Consider the following 22,096-nt stretch of genomic DNA (forward strand, 5'->3'; position numbering starts at 1 on the left):
AGAACAAAGAAAGAACGAAATGTCTATTCGGTGAGCCGCGGCATCAGCTCGACAAAATTGCAGGGCTTGTGCCGGCTATCGAGCTGGGTCGACAAGATACCTTCCCATGCGTCGGTTACCGCCCCGGTCGAGCCGGGCAGCGCGAAGATGTAAGTGCCGCGCGCGACAATGGCACAGGCGCGCGACTGGATAGTCGAGGTACCGATCTTCTGGTAGCTGAGCCAACGGAACAGCTCGCCGAAACCGGGGATATCCTTGCCGTCGAGCCGGTGCAGCGCCTCGGGCGTCACATCGCGGCCCGTCAGCCCGGTGCCGCCGGTGGTGATCACGACATCGACCTCGGGGTCGTCGATCCAGTTATGGAGACGCGACACGATCAGGTCGGTTTCGTCCCGGATGATCGCGCGCGCTGCGAGGATATGCCCCGCGCCGGTCAGCAATTCGTCAAGCTTGTCGCCCGACCGGTCCTCAGCGGCGCTGCGGCTGTCCGAAATGGTGAGCAACGCGATGCGAACGGGTTTGAAAACGAGGCTTTCGTCAATCGGCATTCGTGAGATCGCCGGCGTAGGTCAGGCGCGTGCGGTCCTTCCCGTCGGGAAAGCGCGGCCATTTGCCCTGCGCGAGCGCGGCGCGGCTGATCGACGGCTTGCCCTGCTGCGCTTCGTACATCCAGTAGTTGCGCAGCACGATGCCGACATAGCCGCGCGTTTCCCAATAGGGGATCGATTCCATGTAAAGCAGCGGGTCACCGTTATCGCGAATTTCCGACTGCCAGCGCGCAACGGGCGCCGGCCCGGCGTTATAGGCAGCGATCACCTTGGGCAGCAGGCCGCCGGTCGACGGGTCCTTGCTTAGATATTGCAGATAGCTTTGCCCCATATCCATGTTGACCGCGGGGCTGCGCAGGTCGCCCGTTCCGAGGTCGCCGCGCCAGCGCGCGACGTCGCGCGCGGTGCCGGGGCGTACTTGCATTAAGCCAAGCGCGCCCGCCGGGCTGACGACGGCGCGCTGGAAACGCGATTCCTGCAGCGTGTGGGCGAAGACCAGCGCGGGATCGACCTTCCAGCCGCCATTGGGTTCCCATTTAGGCTGCGGATAGCGCGACTGCGCCGAGGGTTTGCGGCCCTGCGGCGTGTTGTGCGCGAGATAGAGCTGCGCTTCGGGCAGGCTGAGGGCGCCCGCGATCGCAAGAAGCTGCTCATGCTGCCGCGCATCGCCGATCCGCGCCTGATGGCGCAGCGTGTCGCCGGCATATTTGTCTTCGCCGATCTCGGACAGCGCCATCGCGATCCGGACGTTCGGCAGGCCTTCGAGTGCGCGCCAGGCGCTGCGGTCGGCACGGACATGTTCGCGCTGGCTGTTCGTTTCGACACCGAGCGTTTCGACCGCGAGCAGGCCGTAGAAGGTTTCCTCGTTGGCCGCGGCGGCGCGGAGGCGCGACTGGACCGATGCGGGTTCGCCCGCGGCGACCGCAGCGCGCGCGGCCCAATAATAAGCCGCGGCACGGAGTTCGCTGTCGGGCGCTTCCTTCGCGACGCGGTCGAAAGCCATCAACGCGGTGCGATAGTCGCGCGTGCGCCACGCGGCGAGGCCTTTGACCCATGCGCCCTGCGTCGACCAGGCGCCGCTGCCCGCGCTACACTCATTCGCAAGCCGAAGCGCGTTGGCGTCGTCATTCTCGATATAATAAGACCAGGCAACCTTCTGGCGCCATTCGTCGCGGGCCTGCGGTGTCAGCTGGTCGGCGACAGCGTTGAGCAGCGCTTCGGCACCCGCGGGATCGTCATTCTTGATCCGCTCGGGAATCGTGCGCGCGAGGCTCGCCGCGACGGGATCGCCGCCCACCGCATCGGCGCCGAGCCGGCGCGGAGCGCTGCCCGCCCATGCAAGGCGCGCCTGCGAGGGCAGGGTAGGGAGATCGGTCGCGCCACGCTTGGCGGCCAGCCGGCTTAGCTGCTCAGCCTGCGGCAATTGCGGCGAACGCGACAGGATCGGCATGATGTCCGAAACTTCGGCGCGCGGGCTGTTCGGTGCCGTGAGCAGTTCAGCGCGCAGGAAATCGGTGAGCGGGCCGTTGTCGGCGCCATCGAGCAAGGATTTTGCCTCGGCCCAGCGCTGGCCGCGGATCGCGGTGAGCACCTGTGTGTAAAGCTGCTTCTGCTTCGCCGACAAGATGTTGGGCACGGTTTGCGGTGCCGATACAAGGTCCCGGCTGCCCGCGTCGGCGGCGAGCGCGGGCACCGCGCCGATGGAAAGCGCCAGAGCGGCGCACGAAACGAGGGTTTTGGTCATATTCTGCATCCGTCAACGTCCCCGGTTGAACAGTTTCAGGCTATCCCATGCGGCCGCCTTCTGGGCGGGCCGGGCCAGCAACATCGCGGGGTGCGCGACTGCTACCGCCTCCACCTTGCCGCCATCTTGGTTAATATCGAGTAACTTTCCGCGCGCGTCGGGCAGCGGCGTCGCCGCCGCCATGCGCAGGATGTCGCTGCCAATCAGCAGCAGGCGTGCCGGTCTGGCGAGCCGCAGATGGTGCCACAGCAGGCGGTCGAGTTCCACTGCATCGTCGCCGTCGCAGCGCCCGCCGGCGGGGCGGGTCACCGCGAGGCTGGCGACATAGCATTCGCCGCGCGTCAGGCCGATCGCGCGCAACATCGCGTCGAGCAACTGCCCCGCCGGCCCGGAGAATAGTACGCCATCGCGCTGGTCGTCGATTTCGGGCCAGGCGGTGAGCAGCATCAGCGGCGCGCCCGCTTCGCCGACGGGAAGCACACGGCGTGCGTCCCACTGGCTGCCGGGCACGTCGCCATGTTCGGTGAGCCAGCGCTGGAATTCGTTCCAGTCGTCGGGAAAGACGGTCGGGCCCTTCGGCGCGGAGGCTTCGGGAGCTTCCTGGCGCTGGAGCGCTGCGGGAAGCGGGAGCGGTTCGGGTTCGACGCGCACCGCGCGTTTCGCCTTCGTTGCCGCAGCGTCATTCGCCGGGGGCGTGACGAGCCAGCCCGCCGGTTCCTCGCCGACGAGCGCATCGACGCCCGCCAGCGACCACCAGTCGCAAGTGCTTTCCGCCAGCAACGCAGAGTTTCGCCCACCCATGAAAATGTTTGAAACAGACAGTTGACGGGCGCGTCAATTGGCGGGCATCGCAATTCGTGACAGAATGAGCGTCGGACACGATGAATGATCGGCGCAGGGACGGCAGAAAGGTATTTGCGGTGAGCGAACGGGAATCGATGCCCTATGACGTGGTCATCGTCGGCGCGGGGCCGGCGGGGCTATCGGCGGCGATCCGCCTGAAACAACTCGCGAATGAAGCGGGCAGTGAATTGTCGGTCTGCATCCTCGAAAAAGGGTCCGAGGTCGGCGCGCATATCCTGTCGGGCGCGGTGATCGATCCGAAGTCGCTCGACGAACTGCTCCCCGAATGGCGGACGCAAGGCTGTCCGCTCGCCGAAGTCCCCGTGAACGACAACCAGCACTGGGTGCTGACGAAGGCGAAGAAGTTCGCGCTTCCCGAATTCATTTCGCCGGGCTTCATGCACAACAAGGGTACCTATACGGGCAGCCTCGGCAATCTTTGCCGCTGGCTCGCCGAACAGGCCGAAGGGCTGGGGGTCGAGATCTTCCCCGGCTTCCCCGCCGCGGAAATTCTCTACAATGAGGATGGCTCGGTCAAAGGCGTCGCGACGGGCGACATGGGCGTCGCGCGCGACGGCAGCCACAAGGGCGACTATGCCCCGGGCCTCGAACTCCACGCCAAATATACCTTCTTTGCCGAAGGCGTGCGCGGCCATCTGACCAAGATGATCAAGCCGCAGTTCGCGCTCGACGCCGATTGCGAGCCGCAGGTTTACGGTCTTGGCGTCAAGGAATTGTGGGACATCGACCCCGCAAACCATGCAGAGGGCCGTGTCATCCACACGCAGGGCTGGCCGCTCGACGAAAATGCCAATGGCGGCGGTTTCCTCTATCATCAGGCGAACGGGCAGGTCGCGCTCGGTTTCGTCACCTGGCTCAACTATCGCAACCCACACATCTCCCCGTTCCAGGAGATGCAGAAGTGGAAGACGCATCCCGAGATCGCGAAGATCCTGAAGGGCGGCAAGCGCGTGTCCTACGGCGCACGCGCGATCAGCGACGGCGGCCTCCAGTCGGTGCCCAAGCTCGCTTTCCCGGGCGGCGCCCTGATCGGCGATACCGCCGGGTTCCTGAACGTCCCGCGTATCAAGGGTACGCATACCGCGATGAAATCGGGCATGATGGCGGCCGAGGCCGCATTCGCCGCTGTCACCGCGGGGCGCAGCAGCGACACGCTCGACGCCTATCAAACCGCTTTTGACGATAGCTGGGTCAAGAAGGAACTCAGCGTCGTGCGGAACGTCCTGCCGCTCGTCGAGAAATATGGCGATCTGGCGGGGACATTGCTGTCGGGGATCACGATGTGGCTCGAAACGCTGAAGATCAAAGTCCCCTTCACGATGAAGCATCATCCGGACAATGAGAGCCTGTACCGGGCCGACATCATGCCGAAACCCGATTATCCCAAACCCGACGGCGTGCTGACCTTCGACCGCCTGTCATCGGTGTTCATCTCGAACACCAATCACGAGGAAGACCAGCCGGTCCATCTGCAGCTGAAGGATCCATCGATCCCGGTCGCGTATAACCTGCCGCTCTTTGACGAGCCCGCGCAGCGCTATTGCCCGGCGGGCGTCTATGAAATCGTCGGCGAAGCCGAGGGCGATCCCAAGTTCGTGATCAACGCGCAGAATTGCGTCCATTGCAAAACGTGCGATATCAAGGACCCGACCCAGAATATCAACTGGGTCACTCCCGAAGGCGGCGGAGGCCCCAATTACCCCAATATGTAAGCCCGCGCGCCTGCTCCTGATCGTCGCCGCCGTTGCGGCGGCGGTGCCGGCGCAGGCCGTCGACGACAGCGGCGCGGCGCTGAATGCGCTGGTGCGCGCGCGACTGGCCGAAGAGAGCGGGGAACCCGCGGCCGCGCTATCGGCGCTCACCACGGCCTCGAGCCTTGCGCCCGGCCTTCCCGGCCTGCGCGGGCGGATGCTCGAACAGGCAATCGAAGCGGGGAATCTCGAGGCAGCGCGGGCTGCGGCATCGAGCTTGTGGAGCAGCGGCGAACGCCGGTTCGACGCGCAGCTCGTCCTGCTGGTCGATGCGATGCGCCGGTCGGACTGGAAAGCCGCGCGCGACACGATGGCCGGCCGAAACGACAAGGCGGGCGCCGACGCGATCGCGCGGTTGATCTTGCCGACGATCAATGCGTGGATCGACGTCGGTGCGCGCGAAAAACTGCCCGAGCGTCACCTGATTGCGGCGAACAATCGCGCGCGCCCCGAACCCTCGCTGACGCTTCAGGTCGCGATGGTCCAGATCGCCACGAAGCGCGCGGCCGCGGCGGCGACGCTGACCGATGGCGTCACGCTCACCGACCGGACAAGCCAGCTCGTTGCGCTGCGCACTGCCGCGACGCTCGACAAGGCGGGCGAGGCCGGCGCTGCCGAGCGGTTGCGCGCACGGATCGCGCTCGCGTCGGGGCAGCGCGAGGATCCGATGCTGTTGTTGCCCGACCAGCCCGTTACCAGCCCGCGCGCGGGAACGGCGCAGTGGCTCGGGCTGCTTGCCGACGGATTGGCGCGCACTCCGGGTGGCAGCGCGAAACTGCCGCTGTTGTTCGCGCGCGCGGCCTATTGGCTCGACGATCAGGACTGGGCGGTCCGGATGACGCTGGTCGAAGCACTCGACCGCAACGGGCAACAGGACGATGCGCTGGCGATGCTCGACGCGGGGCGCGCTGCCTTGCCGCCGGTGCTCGCGATGCGCCGCGCCGAATTGATGGCAGATGCGGGCGAGCTCGCCGGTGCGGCGAAGCTGGCCGAGGCTTCGGTGGGCGCGGATGCGGCGCGAAGCCTGCTCGTCAGGCTGGCCGACATCGCGCGGAGGTCAGGCGACCCGGTCGCGGCGGCGCGGGCGTATGAGCGGCTCGAGGGGGCACTTGGCGAGGGCGAGGGCGATCAGTCGCTGCGCGGTACCCTGCTGATCGCCCGGGCGGAATTGCTGCTGCAGGCGGACAAATGGGACGCGGCGGCACCTTTGATGGAAAAGGCGGTAGCGCTGCGGCCCGACGACGCGGCGATCCTCAACTTCGCCGGCTATTCAGCGCTGGAACGACGCAAGGATGTGAAGCAGTCGCTCGCGCGGATCGAGGCGGCGTGGCGCCAGGACCCGCAGAATGCGAGCATTACCGACTCGCTCGGCTGGGCCTATTTCCTGACGGGGCGCACTGACGATGCGGTCGGGTTGCTCGAAAAGGCGCAGCGCGGCGAACCCGGCAATGCGGTGATCGTCGAGCATCTCGGCGATGCTTACTGGAAGGCCGGGCAGAAGTTTCAGGCGCGCTACAACTGGCGCGCCGCTGCATTGCTCGCCGATGCGGAGATGGCGACGCGGCTGGAGGCGAAGCTGCGCGACGGGCTGACCCACGCCACCACCGCGCCATGACGGGCACCCTGCACGAAACGGGCTGGGCCAAGATCAACCTCGCGCTGCACGTCCGCGCGCGGCGGAGCGACGGCTATCACGAGATCGAGACGCTGTTTGCGTTCGTCGACAATGGCGATGCGATCAGGGCGGAGGTTGCCGATAAGGATGCGCTGACGATCGATGGCGCGTTCGCCGAAGGATTGAGCGCGGGCGACGACAATCTGGTGATGAAGGTACTGGCACTACTGCGCACGCGCTACGGCGCCGACCGGGTGCCGCCGCTTGGGGTTGTGCTGACCAAGACGCTGCCAGTCGCGGCGGGGATCGGCGGCGGGTCGGCCGACGCCGCGGCGATGGCGCGGCTCGTGCGGCAGCATTTCCTGCCCGAACTCGGCGATGCGGCGCTGGCGCGCGTCGTCAGTCCGCTCGGCGCCGATATCGCCGCCTGCATCGCGAGCGCGACCTGTCTCGGCGTCGGGGTCGGCGAGGAATTGAACCCGGTTCCCGAGTTGCAGCTGGGCGGGACGCCGGTGCTGCTGGTCAATCCGCGCCAGCAGGTCTCTACCGGACCGGTGTTCGCCGCGTGGGACGGGATCGACCGCGGCCCCTTGTTCACCGGTCCCGATTGGCGTGCGCAACTGCTCGGCGCGCGCAACGATCTCCAGCGGCCCGCGATTGCCCAATGCCCAGCGATCGTCGACATACTCACCGAATTAGGGGCGCTGCGGCCCTGGCTGGCGCGCATGTCGGGATCGGGTGCGACCTGTTTTGGGCTGTTCGATGCGATGGCGGAGCGCGATGCGGCCGCCGCGGCGCTCACCGCGCGGCATCCGGGCTGGTGGACGATGACGGGAGTATTGCGGTGAGCGAAGCGTGGCGGCAGTTGGGCGAAGCGCGGACGGGCGGCATATTGCTGATCGCCGATCATGCGTCGGCTCTTGTCCCCGACGATATCGATCTCGGCATCGATCCGGCGCTGCTCGTCAACCACATTGCGATCGATATCGGCGTGGCGGAGGTCGCGGCGTTGCTGGTCGAAAGCGGCGCGGTCGATGCGGCGATCCTCGGCGGCGTGTCGCGGCTCGTTGTCGACTGCAACCGCGACGAAGATGCGCCGGGGGTGCTGCCGATCGCGAGCGACGGCCATGCGGTGCCGGGCAACGCGCTCGACGATGCGGCGCGCGAGGTCCGGCTGGCGCGCTTTTTCCGACCCTATCACGATTATATCGCCGCTACGATCGCGGCGCACCGCCCGGCAATGATCCTGTCGCTGCACAGCTTCACCCCGTCGCTCGCGGCGCACCCCGATCAGGCGCGGCCGTGGCATGTCGGCGTGCTCTATAACGAGGACGAGAGGCTTGCCGGCGCGGCAATCGCGGCACTGGAGGCCGAGGGGCTGAATGTCGGCGACCAGCAGCCCTATTCGGGCAAGCTGCTCAACGCGACGATGAACCGCCATGCCGAGGGCAATGATATTCCCTATGTCGGAATCGAGATGCGCCAGGATCTGGTCGGCGATGCGGCGGGGCAGGCGCTGTTTGCCGAACGGCTTTCTCGCATGTGCAGCAAGCTTGCATTGAATCTGGCCAAATAGGCGTGTAGAGGCGCGTCTCTTCGCTTATTTTTGTAATATTATTATCAGGACTGTAGAAAATGCCTTCATATCGTTCGCGCACCACCACTCACGGCCGCAATATGGCGGGCGCGCGCGGCCTGTGGCGCGCGACGGGGATGAAGGACAGCGATTTCGGCAAGCCGATCATCGCGGTGGTCAACAGCTTCACCCAGTTCGTGCCCGGTCACGTCCACCTGAAGGACCTTGGCCAGATGGTCGCGCGCGAGATCGAAGCCGCGGGCGGGGTTGCCAAGGAATTCAATACGATCGCGGTCGACGACGGCATCGCGATGGGGCATGACGGTATGCTCTATAGTCTGCCGAGCCGCGACCTGATCGCCGACAGCGTCGAATATATGGTCAACGCGCATTGCGCCGACGCGATGGTGTGCATCTCGAACTGCGACAAGATCACGCCCGGCATGCTGATGGCGGCGCTGCGGATCAACATCCCCGTCGTGTTCGTGTCGGGCGGACCGATGGAAGCGGGCAAGGTCGTGCTGAAGGGCAAGGAGGTCGCGCTCGACCTCGTCGACGCGATGGTCGCCGCTGCCGACGAGAAATATAGCGACGCGGAAGTGTCTGAGATCGAAAAGGCGGCCTGCCCGACGTGCGGAAGCTGTTCGGGGATGTTCACCGCCAACTCGATGAATTGCCTGACCGAGGCGCTGGGACTGTCGCTGCCGGGCAACGGATCGACGCTCGCGACGCACGCCGACCGCAAGCAGTTGTTCCTGCGCGCGGGCCGGATCGCGGTCGAGATGTGCAAGCGCCATTATGAGGAAGGCGACGACAGCGTCTTGCCGCGCAATATCGCGATCTTCGAGGCGTTCGAAAATGCGATGAGCCTCGACATCGCGATGGGCGGGTCGACGAACACGGTGCTCCACCTGCTCGCCGCGGCGTTCGAGGCGGGGGTCGATTTCACGATGGAGGACATCGACCGGCTGTCGCGCCGCGTGCCATGCCTGTCGAAGGTCGCGCCGGCGAAGAGCGACGTCCATATGGAGGATGTGCACCGCGCGGGCGGGATCATGGCGATCCTTGGTGAGCTCGAACGCGCGGGGCTGCTCCATGCGCATCTGCCGACGGTGCACAGCGCGACGCTGGGCGATGCGCTCAACAAATGGGATATCTCGCGTACCAACGACCCCGAGGTGCAGAAATTCTTCCTCGCCGCCCCTGGCGGAGTGCCGACGCAGACCGCGTTCAGCCAGGACCGGCGCTGGGACGATCTCGACCTCGATCGCGAAGCCGGCGTGATCCGTTCGGCCGACCATGCGTTCAGCAAGGACGGTGGACTCGCGGTACTGTCGGGCAATATCGCGCTCGACGGCTGTATCGTGAAGACCGCGGGTGTCGACGAGAGCATCCTGAAATTCTCCGGTCCCGCCAAAGTTTATGAAAGCCAGGATGCGGCGGTCGCGGGCATCCTGACCGGACAGGTCGAGGCGGGTGACGTCGTCGTCATCCGCTACGAAGGGCCAAAGGGCGGACCGGGGATGCAGGAAATGCTCTATCCGACGAGCTACCTCAAGTCGAAGGGGCTAGGCGCGGCGTGTGCATTGATCACCGACGGGCGCTTCTCGGGCGGCACATCGGGGCTGTCGATCGGCCATGTCTCGCCCGAGGCGGCCGAGGGCGGAACGATCGGACTGGTCGAGAATGGCGACCTCATCAACATCGATATCCCGTCGCGCACGATCACGCTGGCGGTGGCCGACAGCGTGCTTGCGGACCGCCGGGCCACGATGGAGGCCAAGGGCGATGCGGCATGGCAGCCGGCCAAGCCGCGCCCGCGCAAGGTTTCGGTAGCACTTCAGGCTTATGCCGCGATGACGACGAGCGCCGCGCGCGGCGCGGTGCGCGACTTGTCGCAGCTGAAGGGCAAGGGATGAAAAGACTTGGGGGGGCGTTGGTAGCGCTCATCGCGCTTGCGGGCTGCGACCGCACGCCCGACAATGGCGAACTGGCTGAAGCCGAGGCGCGCGGATCGAAGGCGGCGGCCGAGAATGGTCGCATCGAATGCGCACTCGAGGGCGCGAAGCTGTTCGACCGCACCTGCACGGTCGAGGAGATGAGCGGCGAGGGCGGGGCGATCCTTGTCGTCGGCCGCAGCAATGTCGGTTACCGCCGGCTTCAGATCACGACCGACGGACGCGGGGTGGTGTCCGCCGACGGGGCAGAACCCGCAAAGGTTACAATCGTCGGCGACAATGTCATCGAAGTCGCGGTTGGCAACGACCGCTATCGCCTGCCCGCCAACACCGGCGGCGCGAAGTAGGCGCCTTCGCGCGTTCGTGATAGGGCAGAGGCATGTCCGTCCCCGCCGACGCCCCGATCCTGACCGCCAAGGCGATGCGTGAAGCCGAGGCGGCGTGCGCGATCCAGGGCACATCGCTATCCGAACTGATGGAACTTGCCGGGGCAGCGGTCGCCGATACCGCCTGGCGGATGGCGGCAGGCGCGCCGATCCTGATCCTGTGCGGTCCCGGTAACAATGGCGGCGATGGCTATGTTGCCGCGCGGCAGCTTGCAGTGCGCGGAGCTTCGGTTCGCGTCGCCGCTCTCGGCGAGCCGGTGACCGATCTGGCGAAGGCGGCAAGGGCGGGCTGGAGCGGACCTGTCGAGAAACTCGATGGCCGTCTCTCGCCCGCGCCGCTGGTTGTCGACGCGCTGTTCGGCGTCGGGCTGTCGCGGCCGATCGTGGACGACCTCGCCGCGATCCTCGGGCATTTTTCCGACCGGCGCATCCTTGCGGTCGACGTTCCGAGCGGGGTCGACAGCGACGGCGTCGAGGATTGGATCCCGCCGCTTCCCGCCGATGTGACACTCGCACTGGGCGCGCTCAAGCCCGCGCATGTGCTGTTGCCGACTGCGCCGGCATGCGGCCGCGTCCTGCTTGCACCGATCGGCATCTCCGCGAGCAAGGCGATGCGGACCTTGCCGAAGACGCAAACGCACACACCCGACGCGACGGCGCATAAATTCACGCGCGGCATGGTACTCGTCTTTGCCGGACCGATGCGCGGGGCCGCCGGGCTGGCGGCCGCAGCGGCGCTGCGCGCGGGGGCGGGCTATGCGGTGCTCGAAGGCAGCGCACATGCACCCTTCGCCGCGATCATTGCCGAGAGCGAAGAGAAATTCGGCGAGCGGCTTGGCGATCCGCGTGTCGGGGCGGTGGTCATCGGGCCGGGCTTTCCGGCGGGCGACGAATTGCTGTTCGATGTCGAAGCGGCGCTCGATTCTGGAAAACCGCTTATTCTCGATGCGGCGGCGATCGACGCGGCCTTGCCGCGCCTCGCCGAGACGCCGCGCAAGGCGATTCTGACGCCCCACGAAGGCGAGTTTGCGCGCGCCTTTCCGCAAGCTTACGGGAACAAGATCGACCGCGCGAAAGCTGCCGCGGTCCGCACGCAGGCCGTCGTCATCTACAAGGGCGCCGACACGATCATTGCCGCACCCGATGGCCGGGTCGCGGCCGCCTGGCCCGGCAGCCCCTGGCTGGCGACGGCGGGGACGGGCGATGTGCTCGCGGGCGCTTGCGGAGCGATGCTCGCACGGGGCGGCGATGCTTTCGATGCCGCGGTCGCCGCGGTGGGCTGGCATATCGCGCAAGCCGCGCGTATAGGCCCCGGCCTTGTAGCCGACGATCTGATAAGGGACTGACATGAGCGAAGCTGCGCTGATCGAGCGCATCGCCGCACGCGGCGATGGCGTGACCGCCGACGGCCGCCATGTCATGGGCGGCGTCCCGGGCGACCGCGTTCGCGACGACGGGATCATCATCCCGGGTCCGAACCGTGCCGAACCCGTGTGCCGGCATTTCGGCAAATGTGGCGGCTGCCAGTTGCAGCACGTCGCCGAACCCGCACTCGCCGATTTTGTGCGCGACCGCGTGGTCGGCGGGCTGGAGGGGCAGGATGTAGTCTTTGGCGAGGTCCTGCCCGCCGTCCTGTCACCGCCGCAAAGCCGCCGGCGCGCCGCGCTGACCGCGCTCCGCACCGGCAAGCAGGTCGCGATCGGCTTCAACGCTGCGCAGAGCAACCAGATCGTCGATATGCGGATGTGTCCGCTATTGCTGCCCGAACTTTTCGCGCTGATCGCGCCTGTGCGTGAATTGCTGGTCATGATCGCGCAGCCGCGCCGGCCCGTGAAGGTCAAGATGCAGATGCTCGATCAGGGCGTCGAACTGATCCTGGAAGGCGTGAAGGCCGAAGGGCTCGATGCGGCGATGGCGCTCCAGGATTTTGCGGGCGCGCATCGACTGGCGCGCTTTGCGATCGATCAGGGCGAAGGGCTCGAAATCCTCTGGCAGCCCGAACCGCCGACGATGCGCTTTGGCGATGTCACGGTCGAGGTGCCGCCCTTTGCCTTTTTGCAGCCGACGGCGACCGGGCAGACGGCGTTGATCGATGCGGTCAAGAAGGCAGTCGGGGACGCCGGAGCAGTCGCGGACCTGTTCGCAGGCGTCGGCACCTTTGCGCTGTCGGTACAGGCCGGGCGTAAAGTCTATGCCGCCGAAGGCGCGCGCGATGCGATCGCGGCGCTGACGGGCGCCGCGAACCGCGCCCGCGCGCTCGTCGCGACCGAGCACCGCGACTTGTTCCGCCGCCCGCTCGTACCCGCCGAACTCAATCGCTTCGGTGCGGTCATCCTCGATCCGCCGCGCGCAGGGGCTGAGGAGCAGGTGAAGCAGCTCGCGGGGTCAACATCCCCGGTGATCGCCTATGTCAGTTGCAATCCCGCAAGCTTCGCGCGCGACGCGAAGATGCTGGTCGAGGGCGGCTATAGCCTCGACTGGGTGCAGCCCGTCGGCCAGTTCCGCTGGTCGACCCATGTGGAACTGGCCGCGCGGTTTTCGCGCTAGATCAGTACAGCACGAAGCCCATGAAGGCGTGGATGCACAGCGCGAGGAGCGCGAGGCTGGCGAGCGCGAACACGACGAAGCGCCATAGCACGCGGTTGACGGTGACCTGGATCAGGCTGTGGACGATGCGCAGGGCGACATAGGCCCATGCAATCTGTGCGTTGAGCCCGCCGCCCATGCCGCCGATCGCAAGCGCGAGCGCCACGGCGTAGAAGACCGTCGGCTGTTCCATCAGATGGTTGTAGTTGTGCGCTTTCCACTGCACTTCCTGCGGCAGCACGTCGTCGAGCCCTTTACCGGTGCCGCCCACCATCTTCGCAGCATCGATCTTCGCGCGGCTCATCGCCGGGATGCGCGTGGCGTACATCCACACCCACATGACCATCGACCAGAGCGCAAGCGTTGCGACCGGCCCTAATATAGCGTTCGTATCCATAATCTTTCCCCCCTCAACCCAAAGTGGCGATCACGGCCAGCAACGACAATGCGAGCAGGCAGAAGGTCGACAGCCCGAAGATCGCAAAGCGAATGGGCACTCGGTTCACGCGCGCCTGCCACAGGCTGTGGACGATACGCAAAATGACATAGGCCCACGCAAGGCCGCGCGTCAGATCGGTGCTGCCACCCGACAGGTGCAGGAAGATGATCACGGCATAGAAGAGCGTCGGCTGTTCGAGCAGGTGCGTATAATTGTGCGATTTCCAGTTAACCTGCGGCGGCAGGATATTCTCGAGGTCGGCGCCGCGGCCTCCCGGAGGGGCTGCCTTCAGGTCGATGCCCGATTTGGCGAGCGCCGGAAAGCGCGTCGCGGCGACCCAGCCGAGCATGATGAGTGTCCACAGCGCGAGGACCGCGCCGGGTGCGAGCAGGCTTTCAGGCATAATGGCTCCCCCCTTGTTCCAGTCGGGGATGCTAGAGGGCATCGCCGACAATGCAACGGCAGACGTTCAGGCCCTACCGGTCGCCAGTTCCGCGCGGATAGCTGCCCCGTCGCCATCGACCCGCGGCGCGAAACCGAGGTCGCGCGGCGCCATCGCGCCATACTTCACCGGCGGCTGCATTTCGTGAAACGCGCCGACATCGGGGTGCGTGCGATGGAGGAAAAAGCCGGTCGCGACGAAATGCGGGTCCTCTTTGATATCCTGAAGGTCGCGCGCCGCCATCGCCGGAATGTCGTTATCGGCGAAAAGTGTGAGCCATTCGGCGCTGGTCTTTGCCGGCGTCTTGCGGGCGATCTCGCTGTAGATGATCGGCATATGCTGCCCCTTTGCCTTCGCCGCTTCATATTCCGGCGTTTCGAGCAGGTCTGCACTTCCGAGAAGCGCCATCAGCCGCGCGGTCGAGTCGGGGGTGTAAGGAACGATCGCGAGATAGCCGTCGCGCGTCGGGAAGGGCTGGCGCGTCGGGTCGAGCTGGCGCGGATAACCCGCGGGGCCGATCGGCGGGTCGAGCGCGGCGTCGCGCAGGTGCTCGGTCAGCATGAAGGAAGAAAAACACTCGAACATCGGCACTTCGACATGCTGGCCCTCGCCGGTCCGCAGCTTATGGACGAGCGCGGCGAGGATCGCCTGTGCGCCGAACTGGCCCGCGACCTTGTCGGCGATGAGCGACGGGAAATAGCGCGGGCGGGCGTCGCCGTCGACGCGCGGCAACAGGCTGGTGGTGCCGCTCGCGGCCTGGATGACATCGTCATAGGCTTGGAGGTCGGCATAGGGACCGTCCTGTGCGAAGCCGGTGCCGTGAACATAGATGATGTCGGGTTTCAGCGCCCTGCACGCATCATAGTCGAAACCGAGCCGCGCGATCGCCTTGCCGCGGACATTGTGGAAAAAGACGTCGGCGCTCGCAACAAGGTCGCTTAGCACGGCCGCATCTTCGGGCTTCTTGAGGTCGAGGGCTATCGAACGCTTGCCGCGGTTCACCGTGAGGTGGATCGACCCCATCGTAGGGTCGGGAACACCGCTGCCCAGATAGCGCGAGATGTCGCCAAGGCCGGGGGTTTCGACCTTGATCACCTCGGCGCCCAGATCGGCGAGCATCTGCGTTGCATAGGGGCCGAAAATAACGGTCGTCAGATCGATAATGCGGATCCCCGACAGCATGGGCATAGCTTCTCCTCTTCCTTGCGGCGCAGGATAGAATGATTGCAAAGTAAAACGGAAGAGGCTTCCGCAACTTTCCTCAAGCAGCAGGTGCGGTGGCTGCGCTACTGCCATTTCCGGCAGCATAGGCGGCGGATATCCGGCGGTAGGATCGCGAGCCGAACGCCGCCAGCGTCAGGAGGATGCCGAGGAGGCCGGCGATCGTGAAGACGATCGCGATCCCGCGTTCGGGACCGCGTCCGTACCAGTCGCCGATCGCATCGGCGCCCGCGCCGTCGGTCATCAACGGCACGAAGATGAACTGGGTGAGCGGCGCGATCAGGAAGGCGGTGAGCGGCGAGGCGGCCTGCTCGACCGACTGGGCGAAACCGAAGACGCGGCCCTGGCGTTCGAAGGGGACGACCTTCTGCAGCGCCGTCTGTTCGGCCGCTTCGGCATAGGGACCGAGGAACATCCAGATGAAGCAGCCGATCGCCAGCAGCGGGATCGACGACTGGATCGTGAAGACCGCGGCGACCGCCCATTCGACGAGGCACACGAAGAGGAGCGTCCGGATCGGATTCTTGCCGAGCCCGGTCCGCGAAATCACGATGCCGCTGAGGATGAAGGCGCATGACAGCACCGCCCACAGCAGGCCCCATTGCTCGACCTTCATCAGCGACAGGCCATAGGCGTCCATCAGCGCCATGAAGACCCCGCCGAGCAGGTTGTTGAAGCAGGAAAACAGGATCAGCGCGAGCAGGCCAGGGATGCCGAGTACCACGCGCAGCGTTCCGGCGAGGTCGATGCGATGCGGCGCGTCGTTCGCTTTCTCATCGCGCGGCTCGTCGACATGGACGAAGAGGAGGTGGACAATGGCGACGAGCGAAAAGGCGACCGCGAAGGCGAGTGTCGCCACCATCCCGCCCCATGCGACGAGAAAGCCGCTGATCGCCGATGTCGTGAGGAAGCCGATGCCGCTGACCATCCCGACAAGCCCGTTCGCCTTGTCGCGCCGGTCCTCGGGCACCAGCAGCGTAACCAGCGTGGGCAGCGCGATCATCCGGATATTGCCGACGATCACCGCGAACATCGAAACGAGGATGAACAGCCAGAGCGTGGCGCTCGACACGTCGGCGGCGCGAATGGCGGGATCGAGCGCATAGCCTGTGAACGCGATCGCGTAGAGGATCAGCGAGGCGATGCTCGACACAAGCATCATGTTGCGCTTGCCATGATGATCGACGAGGCTGCCGAACCAGATGCCAAGCGCGGCCGTGAGCACGAGATAGATGCCCGCGATCATCCCCGTCGCGAACACCGACTGGGTTTCGAGAAAAGTCCAGAAGGTCAGCGCAAACCACACCGTGAAGTTGGTGATGTTGGCAACGAGGTTGTTGGCAAGGAGATGATGGAAGGGCTGCATGGGCGGCGCAATCTAGCGCCTTGGTTCGAAAGGGAAAGGGCCGGTCGCATCGCTGCGCCGGCCCTCCCTATTCGTATCTGTCGCAGTTCGTCAGAACAGCTTGGTCACCGTCGCGCTGCGGCGCTCGGGTTCGGCCTCGCTGCCGGTGTAGAGGCTTGCCATCGGCTCATCGCTGACGACATGCGTCTCGTCGGCGCCGAAGCCGTTGAACTTGGTGCGCATCGCGCAGCCATAGGCGCCGAGCATGCCGATTTCGATGAAATCGCCTGCCTTGATGTCCGCCGGCAGGAAGAACGGCCCCGCCATATGGTCGAGATCGTCGCAGGTCGGGCCATAGAAGCTGAACGGCACCATCTCGGCTTCACTGTCCGCGTCGCGCAGCAGCGAGACGGGGAACCGCCAGCCGACATGGGCGGCGTCGAACAGCGCGCCATAAGCGCCGTCGTTGATGTACAGCTCTTCGCCGCGGCGCTTTTCGACGCGCACGATCAGTGAGCTGTACTCGGCCGACAGCGCGCGGCCCGGCTCGCACCAGAGTTCGGCGGAATAGCTGATCGGCAGGCTTTCGAAGCTGCGGTGGATCGTCTCGAAATAGGCGTCGAGCGGCGGGGGCTCCATGCCCGGATAGGACGAGGGAAAGCCGCCGCCGACATCGATGATGTCGACCGTCACCGACGCCGCGACGATCGCGGCGCGGACGCGCTCCATCGCTTGGGCATAGGCGTGCGGCGTCATCGCCTGGCTGCCGACATGGAAGCAGATGCCGAGCGCGTCGGCGGCCTGGCGGGTCGCCATCAGCAGCTCGACAACCTCGTCGGCCTCGGCTCCGAACTTCGCCGCAAGGCTGAGCTTCGAATGGTCGGACGAGACGCGCAGGCGCACGAGCAGGTTGAGGTCGGCGGCACCTTCGGTCGCACGGACGATCTTCTCGAGTTCGTCCATCGTGTCGAGCGAGAAGGTGCGCACGCCATGCTTCCAATAGGCTTCGGAAATCGCTTCCTCGGCCTTCACCGGATGCATGAAACAGAGCGTCGCTTCGGGAAGCGTGCGCGCGGCGAGGCGCACCTCGGCGATCGAGGCGACGTCATAATGGGTGACGCCCGAATCCCAAAGCACGCGCAAGAGGTCGGGCGACGGATTCGCCTTGACCGCATACATGGTCGTGCCGGGAAATCGCTCGATGAAGAAACGCGCTGCGCGCCGCGCGGCGTGCGGGCGGACAAGCGTAACAGGTTCGACCGGCGAAAGTGCCTGAATCAGCCCGTGGGCGCTATGATGCTGGTGCAACTCAAGGGACCCCCAAAAATAACGTTCAACACAAAGGCTGCCTTGCGGTTATTGGAAGTCCCCCTGGGGCAGCGGAGGGCGATATATGCAGGGGGGTCCCCCCTGTAAAGACCCTATCGCGCAATTTTGTAATAAGGCGGTAACACTGGGGGCGAACCGGGGCGAACCCACGCCGAGCGGGGCAAAAGCGAGACAAGGACCTGCGGCGACGCTAGAGGTGAACGTTCATCGAGCCCGAAAGGATATACGCGCATGGTCTCCCGTTCCGAGGTCAATCACAACTTCACCGACGCGGAACTGGACGAGCTGCGCAGCTTCGGCACCGTCGAATCGCACAGGGCCGGTGACCTGCTGGTCGAGGAAGGGGCGATGGCGCCCGATTGCATCGTCACCTTGTCGGGGTACACCGACATCTTCGCGTCGACCGACGAGGGGCGCAAACGCGTCGGCTGGATGGAGCGCGGCCAGTTCGCGGGCGATCTGTCGGTGCTGACCGGGCAGCGCCACCTGTCGCGCGTCGAAATGGGCGCGGATGGAGAGATTCTTCGCATCGCGCACCCCGATTTCCAGCGGCTGATCGCGGGCAATTCGCATTATTCGGATATTTTCGTCCGCGTCCTCTCGGCGCGGCGCGAGTTCAGCAATCATCGCGGCTTTGCGGTGACGATCGTCATCGGCGCCGCAATGGATCGCAGCGTCTATGCGCTGCGCGACCTGTTGATGAAGCACGGTGTCGCGCATCGCTGGTTCGATCCGGCAGACGGCCCTGTGGCAGCGCATCTGATGGCTGAACGCGGATTGACGAGCGAGCAGCTCCCCGCGGTGATACTGGGCGCGGCCGATGTGCTGGTCCAGCCAACGCCCGAACAGCTCGCGGCGGGACTCGGGCTCGACCTGCTCCCCGACGGCGCGACCGCCGACGTACTGGTTGTCGGCAGCGGCCCCGGCGGATTGGCGGCGGCGGTCTATGCCGCATCGGAGGGGCTGACGGTGATCGCGCTCGATTCGCTGGCGCCCGGCGGACAGGCGGGGACTTCGTCGAAGATCGAGAATTACCTCGGTTTCCCGACGGGCATTTCGGGGAACGAACTCGCGCGCCGCGCGACGGTGCAGGCGCAGAAATTCGGGGCGCGGATTGTCGCGCCCGTGCGTGCGGCTTCGATCGGCCGTGACGGCGACGACGCCTATTGCCTCCACCTCGCCGACGGGCGCAAGCTGCGCAGCCGCGCGGTCGTCGTCGCCAGCGGCGCGCAATACCAGCGCCTGCCGATCGACGGCATCGAAGCCTATGAAGGGCGCGGCATCTATTATGGGGCGACACCGATGGAGGCGCAGCTGTGCGGCGACGCCGAGGTCACAGTCGTCGGATCGGGCAATTCGGCGGGGCAGGGCGCGATCTATCTCGCGAGTGTCGCGAAGAAGGTATACGTCATTTTCCGCCGGTCGAGCCTGCGCGAAACCATGTCCGAATATCTGGTCAAACGGCTCGAAGAGCATCCGAACATCGAGATTATCGGGTCGACCGACGTCGTCGCGCTGCGCGGCGAGGACCGGCTCGAGGGGCTGACCTATCGCTGCCGCGAAACCGGGGCGGAAGACCATTGCGATTGCGGCTTCCTGTTCCTCTTCCTCGGCGCCAGCCCGAACACGACGTGGTTGCCGAGGGAGATGGTGTGCGACGAGCGAGGCTTCGTGAAGACCGGCGCCGATATCGCGCCGCTCGAACTCGTCAAGGCGGGCTGGTCGCTCGACCGTATGCCGAGCCGCTACGAGACGAGCTGGCCGCGTATCTACGCCATTGGCGACGTACGCAAAGGATCGGTCAAGCGCGTCGCTTCGTCGGTGGGCGAGGGCTCGGTCGTGATCAGCGACATCCATCAGGCGCTGGCGGAGATTGCGCCGCCCGCCGGTTGACCTTGCTCCGTTCCGGACGATAAGCCCCTGTCGTTGAAATAAAAAAGGGAATGTCGATGATCCTTGCAGCTTTTGCAATCATGTTGGCGGCGCAGGGATCGAGCGAGCCGCTACCCGCAAAAACCGATATCAGGAACGATTTCTCGACCGTCATCTGCCCGGACGAGGCCGCCGCGCGTGAGATGCTGGGCAGTTATTACGGCGTTCAGCCGGCGCCGCGGAACCACACGATCGATACTGCCCTGTTCTTCAAGGGGCTCGCCACGACGGGCTGTTCGCAGAGCAGCCCGGACGCCAAATCGACCATCACGATCCAACAGGTGATCGCGCGGCGGAGGTTGCCGCTTGCGGGGGGCAGCGAGACGCATCTGGTCTATCGCGGCGTCAATGCGAGCGGTGTGCGCGTCGTCGGGATCGTCGATGAAACTGGCAACGACAAGCATCCGCGAACCGATTATGAGCGCTGGCTGTCGGAGTTCATTCCCGGCGGTGTGCTGGATTATGACCCAGCCGGGATGGGAATGGTCTATCAGTGCCCGTCGATCGATGGTGCGCGCACTGCGGTGAAGGCGATCCCGTACAAGGGCAATGATTCCATCCGCAATGCGGCTTTCGCCAAGGCGCGGACCGCCAACGGCTGCCGCCAGGCCGCTGCCGGACGCTACAAGATTACCGCGCGCCACGAAGAGCGCACGATATCATGCGGGTTCGAGTGCGAAGATGTCTGGAACGCGCTGGCTGCAGTCGACGCGCGTGGCCGTGCCGTTGCGCTGATCTTCAACGGATCGCATTTCTGACCCGGCGTTAGCCCGGTCATCTCTCGACGGTTATGCCGACCCTTGTGGACGCCTCGAGCTGTTCACGCTCGAACGACTGCAGGTTGCGGTGCATGACGAAGGTGCCCGAATAGTCGTCGATTGCCCAGCGGCCCTCGACCTGCTGCCCGTCGCTGCTCAGCACTCCGTCGTAGGTCACCGAATGGCCATAGGCCCCGTCGCCGTCATAATATTTGTGAAAGCTTACCGCAGCGCCGTTTCGCGTGCCGCGAATGTCGGCGCGTTCGTTCCCGTCGATCAATTCGGAGGCTTCTGTCGTCGTACCCGACAACGAACCTGCGTTGTCGTTGATCGTCGCGACAAATCCCGTCGGAGGAACCCATGGCTCGGGATAACGATATTGGCCCGTCCAGAGTCCGGTCATGTCCAGCGGGTCCAGCATTGCCTGTATCAGCCCAGCCGCGTCTTGAAATCCTCATAGCCGAATTCGCGGATCAGCGTGAGCGCGTCGGTCTCGCTGTCCCATAGCCAGATCGACGGCAGCGGCACGCCGTTGAAGGTGTTCGTCTTGACCATCGAATAATGCGCCTGATCGAGGAAGGCGAAGCGCTGGCCGATGCGCGCACCGCCGGGCAGGCGATAATCGCCGATGACGTCGCCCGCGAGACACGACGGACCACCGAGGCGCGTCGGCATTCCGTCGCTGCCTTCACCCAGCATTGCGGGGCGATAAGGCGCCTCGATCACGTCGGGCATATGGCAGGTCGCCGAGATATCGGTGATGCCGATCGGCATGCCGTTGTCGAACAGGTCGAGGACCTCGCCGACGAGGATGCCCGCGTCGAGCGCGATCGCCTCGCCGGGCTCGATCATCACGTCACAGTCGGTCGCGGCGCGCACCTGCTTCAGGAAGGCGATGAGGTCATCGACCTGATAATCGGCGCGCGTGACGTGATGCCCGCCGCCGAAGTTGATCCACTTGAGCTGGTTGAAGAAGGGGCGCAGCATCGGCTGCACCGCGTTCCACGTCCGCTCGAGCGGCGGAAAATCCTGCTCGCAGAGGCTGTGCATATGGACGCCGTCGACGCCCTCCATATGTTCGGGCAGCAACTGGCTGATCGGGAAGCCGAGGCGGCTGCATGGCGCTGCGGGGTCGTATTTTGCGACCTCGCCCTCGCTGTGCATCGGGTTGATGCGCAGGCCGACGTCGAAGCTTTCGCCTCCGGCGCGTAGCTCGTCGAGCAGCGGGCGAAAACGCGCGATCTGCCCCGGCGAGTTGAAGATGAGATGATCCGACAGCGCCGCGATTTCGGGCAGGTCGGCTTCCTTGTAGCCCGCGCAATAGGTCGCGACCTCGCCGCCATATTCGCTGCGGCCCAGCTTCGCCTCATAAAGGCCGGAAGCGCACACACCGTCGAGATAGCCGGCAACCGTCGGCCCCAGCGGCCACATCGAAAACGCCTTGAGTGCGGCGAGTACCCGCGCGCCCGACGCATCGCCGATATGGCGCAGCAGCGCGAGGTTCGCTCGTATTTTCGCAGCATCGACGACGAAGGCGGGCGAGGGGACGCGGCTGAGGTCGAAGCGGGCAAAGGCTCCGGGGTCGCCGGCACGGGTTTCCAT

The 22,096-nt window shown here is 65.6% G+C and carries 20 protein-coding genes; 10 read left to right on the forward strand and 10 right to left on the reverse strand.

All coding sequences use genetic code 11. From position 1 onward, the window contains the following. Positions 1 to 23: 23 nt before the first annotated feature. Genes moaB through VGN62_RS13525 form a run of 3 tightly spaced genes read right to left on the reverse strand, consistent with a single transcriptional unit; the run spans position 24 to position 3,072 of the window. The gene (gene moaB, locus VGN62_RS13515) at positions 24 to 548 is read right to left on the reverse strand and encodes a molybdenum cofactor biosynthesis protein B (RefSeq protein WP_327454692.1); all 525 of its coding nucleotides are present in this window, start codon (positions 546 to 548) and stop codon (positions 24 to 26) included. Continuing rightward, positions 538 to 2,292, reverse strand: coding sequence for a lytic transglycosylase domain-containing protein (locus tag VGN62_RS13520; RefSeq protein WP_327454694.1), 1,755 nt, complete (start codon positions 2,290 to 2,292; stop codon positions 538 to 540). Before VGN62_RS13520 ends, moaB begins: the two co-directional genes overlap by 11 nt. 12 nt (positions 2,293 to 2,304) lie before the next feature. After that, the gene (locus VGN62_RS13525; protein WP_327454695.1) at positions 2,305 to 3,072 is read right to left on the reverse strand and encodes a uracil-DNA glycosylase family protein; all 768 of its coding nucleotides are present in this window, start codon (positions 3,070 to 3,072) and stop codon (positions 2,305 to 2,307) included. A gap of 140 nt (positions 3,073 to 3,212) precedes the next feature. Between VGN62_RS13525 and VGN62_RS13530 the strand changes: the two genes are divergently transcribed. The 8 genes from VGN62_RS13530 to VGN62_RS13565 are packed head-to-tail and all read left to right on the forward strand — an operon-like array spanning position 3,213 to position 12,989. Beyond that, positions 3,213 to 4,868: an electron transfer flavoprotein-ubiquinone oxidoreductase gene (locus tag VGN62_RS13530; protein ID WP_327454696.1), complete on the forward strand. Its 1,656-nt coding sequence runs from the start codon at positions 3,213 to 3,215 to the stop codon at positions 4,866 to 4,868. Between the two features lie 43 nt (positions 4,869 to 4,911). Further along, positions 4,912 to 6,522 (forward strand): hypothetical protein, encoded by a 1,611-nt coding sequence (locus tag VGN62_RS13535; protein ID WP_327454697.1) that lies wholly within the window; start codon positions 4,912 to 4,914, stop codon positions 6,520 to 6,522. Further along, positions 6,519 to 7,370 carry a 4-(cytidine 5'-diphospho)-2-C-methyl-D-erythritol kinase gene (locus VGN62_RS13540; RefSeq protein WP_327454699.1) on the forward strand — a complete coding sequence of 284 codons (852 nt, stop codon included), beginning with the start codon at positions 6,519 to 6,521 and terminating at the stop codon, positions 7,368 to 7,370. The genes VGN62_RS13535 and VGN62_RS13540 overlap by 4 nt, the downstream gene beginning before the upstream one ends. Then, a complete protein-coding gene (locus VGN62_RS13545; RefSeq protein WP_327454701.1) occupies positions 7,367 to 8,098 on the forward strand; it encodes an N-formylglutamate amidohydrolase in 732 nt (243 codons plus the stop codon). The genes VGN62_RS13540 and VGN62_RS13545 overlap by 4 nt, the downstream gene beginning before the upstream one ends. A gap of 59 nt (positions 8,099 to 8,157) precedes the next feature. Continuing rightward, positions 8,158 to 10,017, forward strand: a complete 1,860-nt coding sequence (gene ilvD / locus VGN62_RS13550; RefSeq protein WP_327454703.1) for a dihydroxy-acid dehydratase — start codon at positions 8,158 to 8,160, stop codon at positions 10,015 to 10,017. After that, positions 10,014 to 10,403 (forward strand): hypothetical protein, encoded by a 390-nt coding sequence (locus tag VGN62_RS13555; RefSeq protein ID WP_327454705.1) that lies wholly within the window; start codon positions 10,014 to 10,016, stop codon positions 10,401 to 10,403. Before ilvD ends, VGN62_RS13555 begins: the two co-directional genes overlap by 4 nt. A gap of 32 nt (positions 10,404 to 10,435) precedes the next feature. Beyond that, positions 10,436 to 11,788: an NAD(P)H-hydrate dehydratase gene (locus VGN62_RS13560; protein ID WP_327454707.1), complete on the forward strand. Its 1,353-nt coding sequence runs from the start codon at positions 10,436 to 10,438 to the stop codon at positions 11,786 to 11,788. 1 nt (position 11,789) lies between these two features. After that, positions 11,790 to 12,989 (forward strand): class I SAM-dependent RNA methyltransferase, encoded by a 1,200-nt coding sequence (locus VGN62_RS13565; RefSeq protein WP_327454710.1) that lies wholly within the window; start codon positions 11,790 to 11,792, stop codon positions 12,987 to 12,989. A 1-nt stretch (position 12,990) separates the two neighbouring features. Here VGN62_RS13565 and VGN62_RS13570 read toward each other — a convergent pair whose 3' ends face one another. The 5 genes from VGN62_RS13570 to VGN62_RS13590 all read right to left on the reverse strand — a co-directional run bounded on the left by VGN62_RS13570 (position 12,991) and on the right by VGN62_RS13590 (position 17,783). After that, entirely contained in the window at positions 12,991 to 13,425 is a 435-nt protein-coding gene (locus tag VGN62_RS13570; RefSeq protein WP_327454712.1) for an MAPEG family protein, read from the reverse strand. A 13-nt stretch (positions 13,426 to 13,438) separates the two neighbouring features. After that, the gene (locus VGN62_RS13575) at positions 13,439 to 13,870 is read right to left on the reverse strand and encodes an MAPEG family protein (RefSeq protein ID WP_327454714.1); all 432 of its coding nucleotides are present in this window, start codon (positions 13,868 to 13,870) and stop codon (positions 13,439 to 13,441) included. A gap of 66 nt (positions 13,871 to 13,936) precedes the next feature. After that, positions 13,937 to 15,097, reverse strand: a complete 1,161-nt coding sequence (locus tag VGN62_RS13580) for a CoA transferase (protein WP_327454716.1) — start codon at positions 15,095 to 15,097, stop codon at positions 13,937 to 13,939. A gap of 73 nt (positions 15,098 to 15,170) precedes the next feature. Next, positions 15,171 to 16,496 carry an MFS transporter gene (locus tag VGN62_RS13585; RefSeq protein WP_327454717.1) on the reverse strand — a complete coding sequence of 442 codons (1,326 nt, stop codon included), beginning with the start codon at positions 16,494 to 16,496 and terminating at the stop codon, positions 15,171 to 15,173. 90 nt (positions 16,497 to 16,586) lie between these two features. Next, positions 16,587 to 17,783 (reverse strand): type III PLP-dependent enzyme, encoded by a 1,197-nt coding sequence (locus VGN62_RS13590; RefSeq protein WP_327454718.1) that lies wholly within the window; start codon positions 17,781 to 17,783, stop codon positions 16,587 to 16,589. Between the two features lie 252 nt (positions 17,784 to 18,035). On the opposite strand from VGN62_RS13590, the gene VGN62_RS13595 reads away from it, so the two are divergent. Together VGN62_RS13595 and VGN62_RS13600 are read left to right on the forward strand one after the other, a co-directional pair. After that, on the forward strand, positions 18,036 to 19,697 hold the full coding sequence (locus VGN62_RS13595; RefSeq protein WP_327454720.1) for an FAD-dependent oxidoreductase: 1,662 nt from the start codon (positions 18,036 to 18,038) through the stop codon (positions 19,695 to 19,697). Positions 19,698 to 19,753: 56 nt separating this feature from the next. After that, positions 19,754 to 20,494, forward strand: a complete 741-nt coding sequence (locus tag VGN62_RS13600; protein ID WP_327454722.1) for a hypothetical protein — start codon at positions 19,754 to 19,756, stop codon at positions 20,492 to 20,494. Positions 20,495 to 20,510: 16 nt separating this feature from the next. Here VGN62_RS13600 and VGN62_RS13605 read toward each other — a convergent pair whose 3' ends face one another. Beyond that, positions 20,511 to 20,915 (reverse strand): hypothetical protein, encoded by a 405-nt coding sequence (locus VGN62_RS13605; RefSeq protein ID WP_327454724.1) that lies wholly within the window; start codon positions 20,913 to 20,915, stop codon positions 20,511 to 20,513. Between the two features lie 8 nt (positions 20,916 to 20,923). Continuing rightward, a complete protein-coding gene (locus tag VGN62_RS13610; protein ID WP_327454726.1) occupies positions 20,924 to 22,096 on the reverse strand; it encodes a carboxynorspermidine decarboxylase in 1,173 nt (390 codons plus the stop codon).

The organism is Sphingopyxis sp., assembly GCF_035998905.1.
Classification (GTDB): Bacteria; Pseudomonadota; Alphaproteobacteria; order Sphingomonadales; family Sphingomonadaceae; genus Sphingopyxis.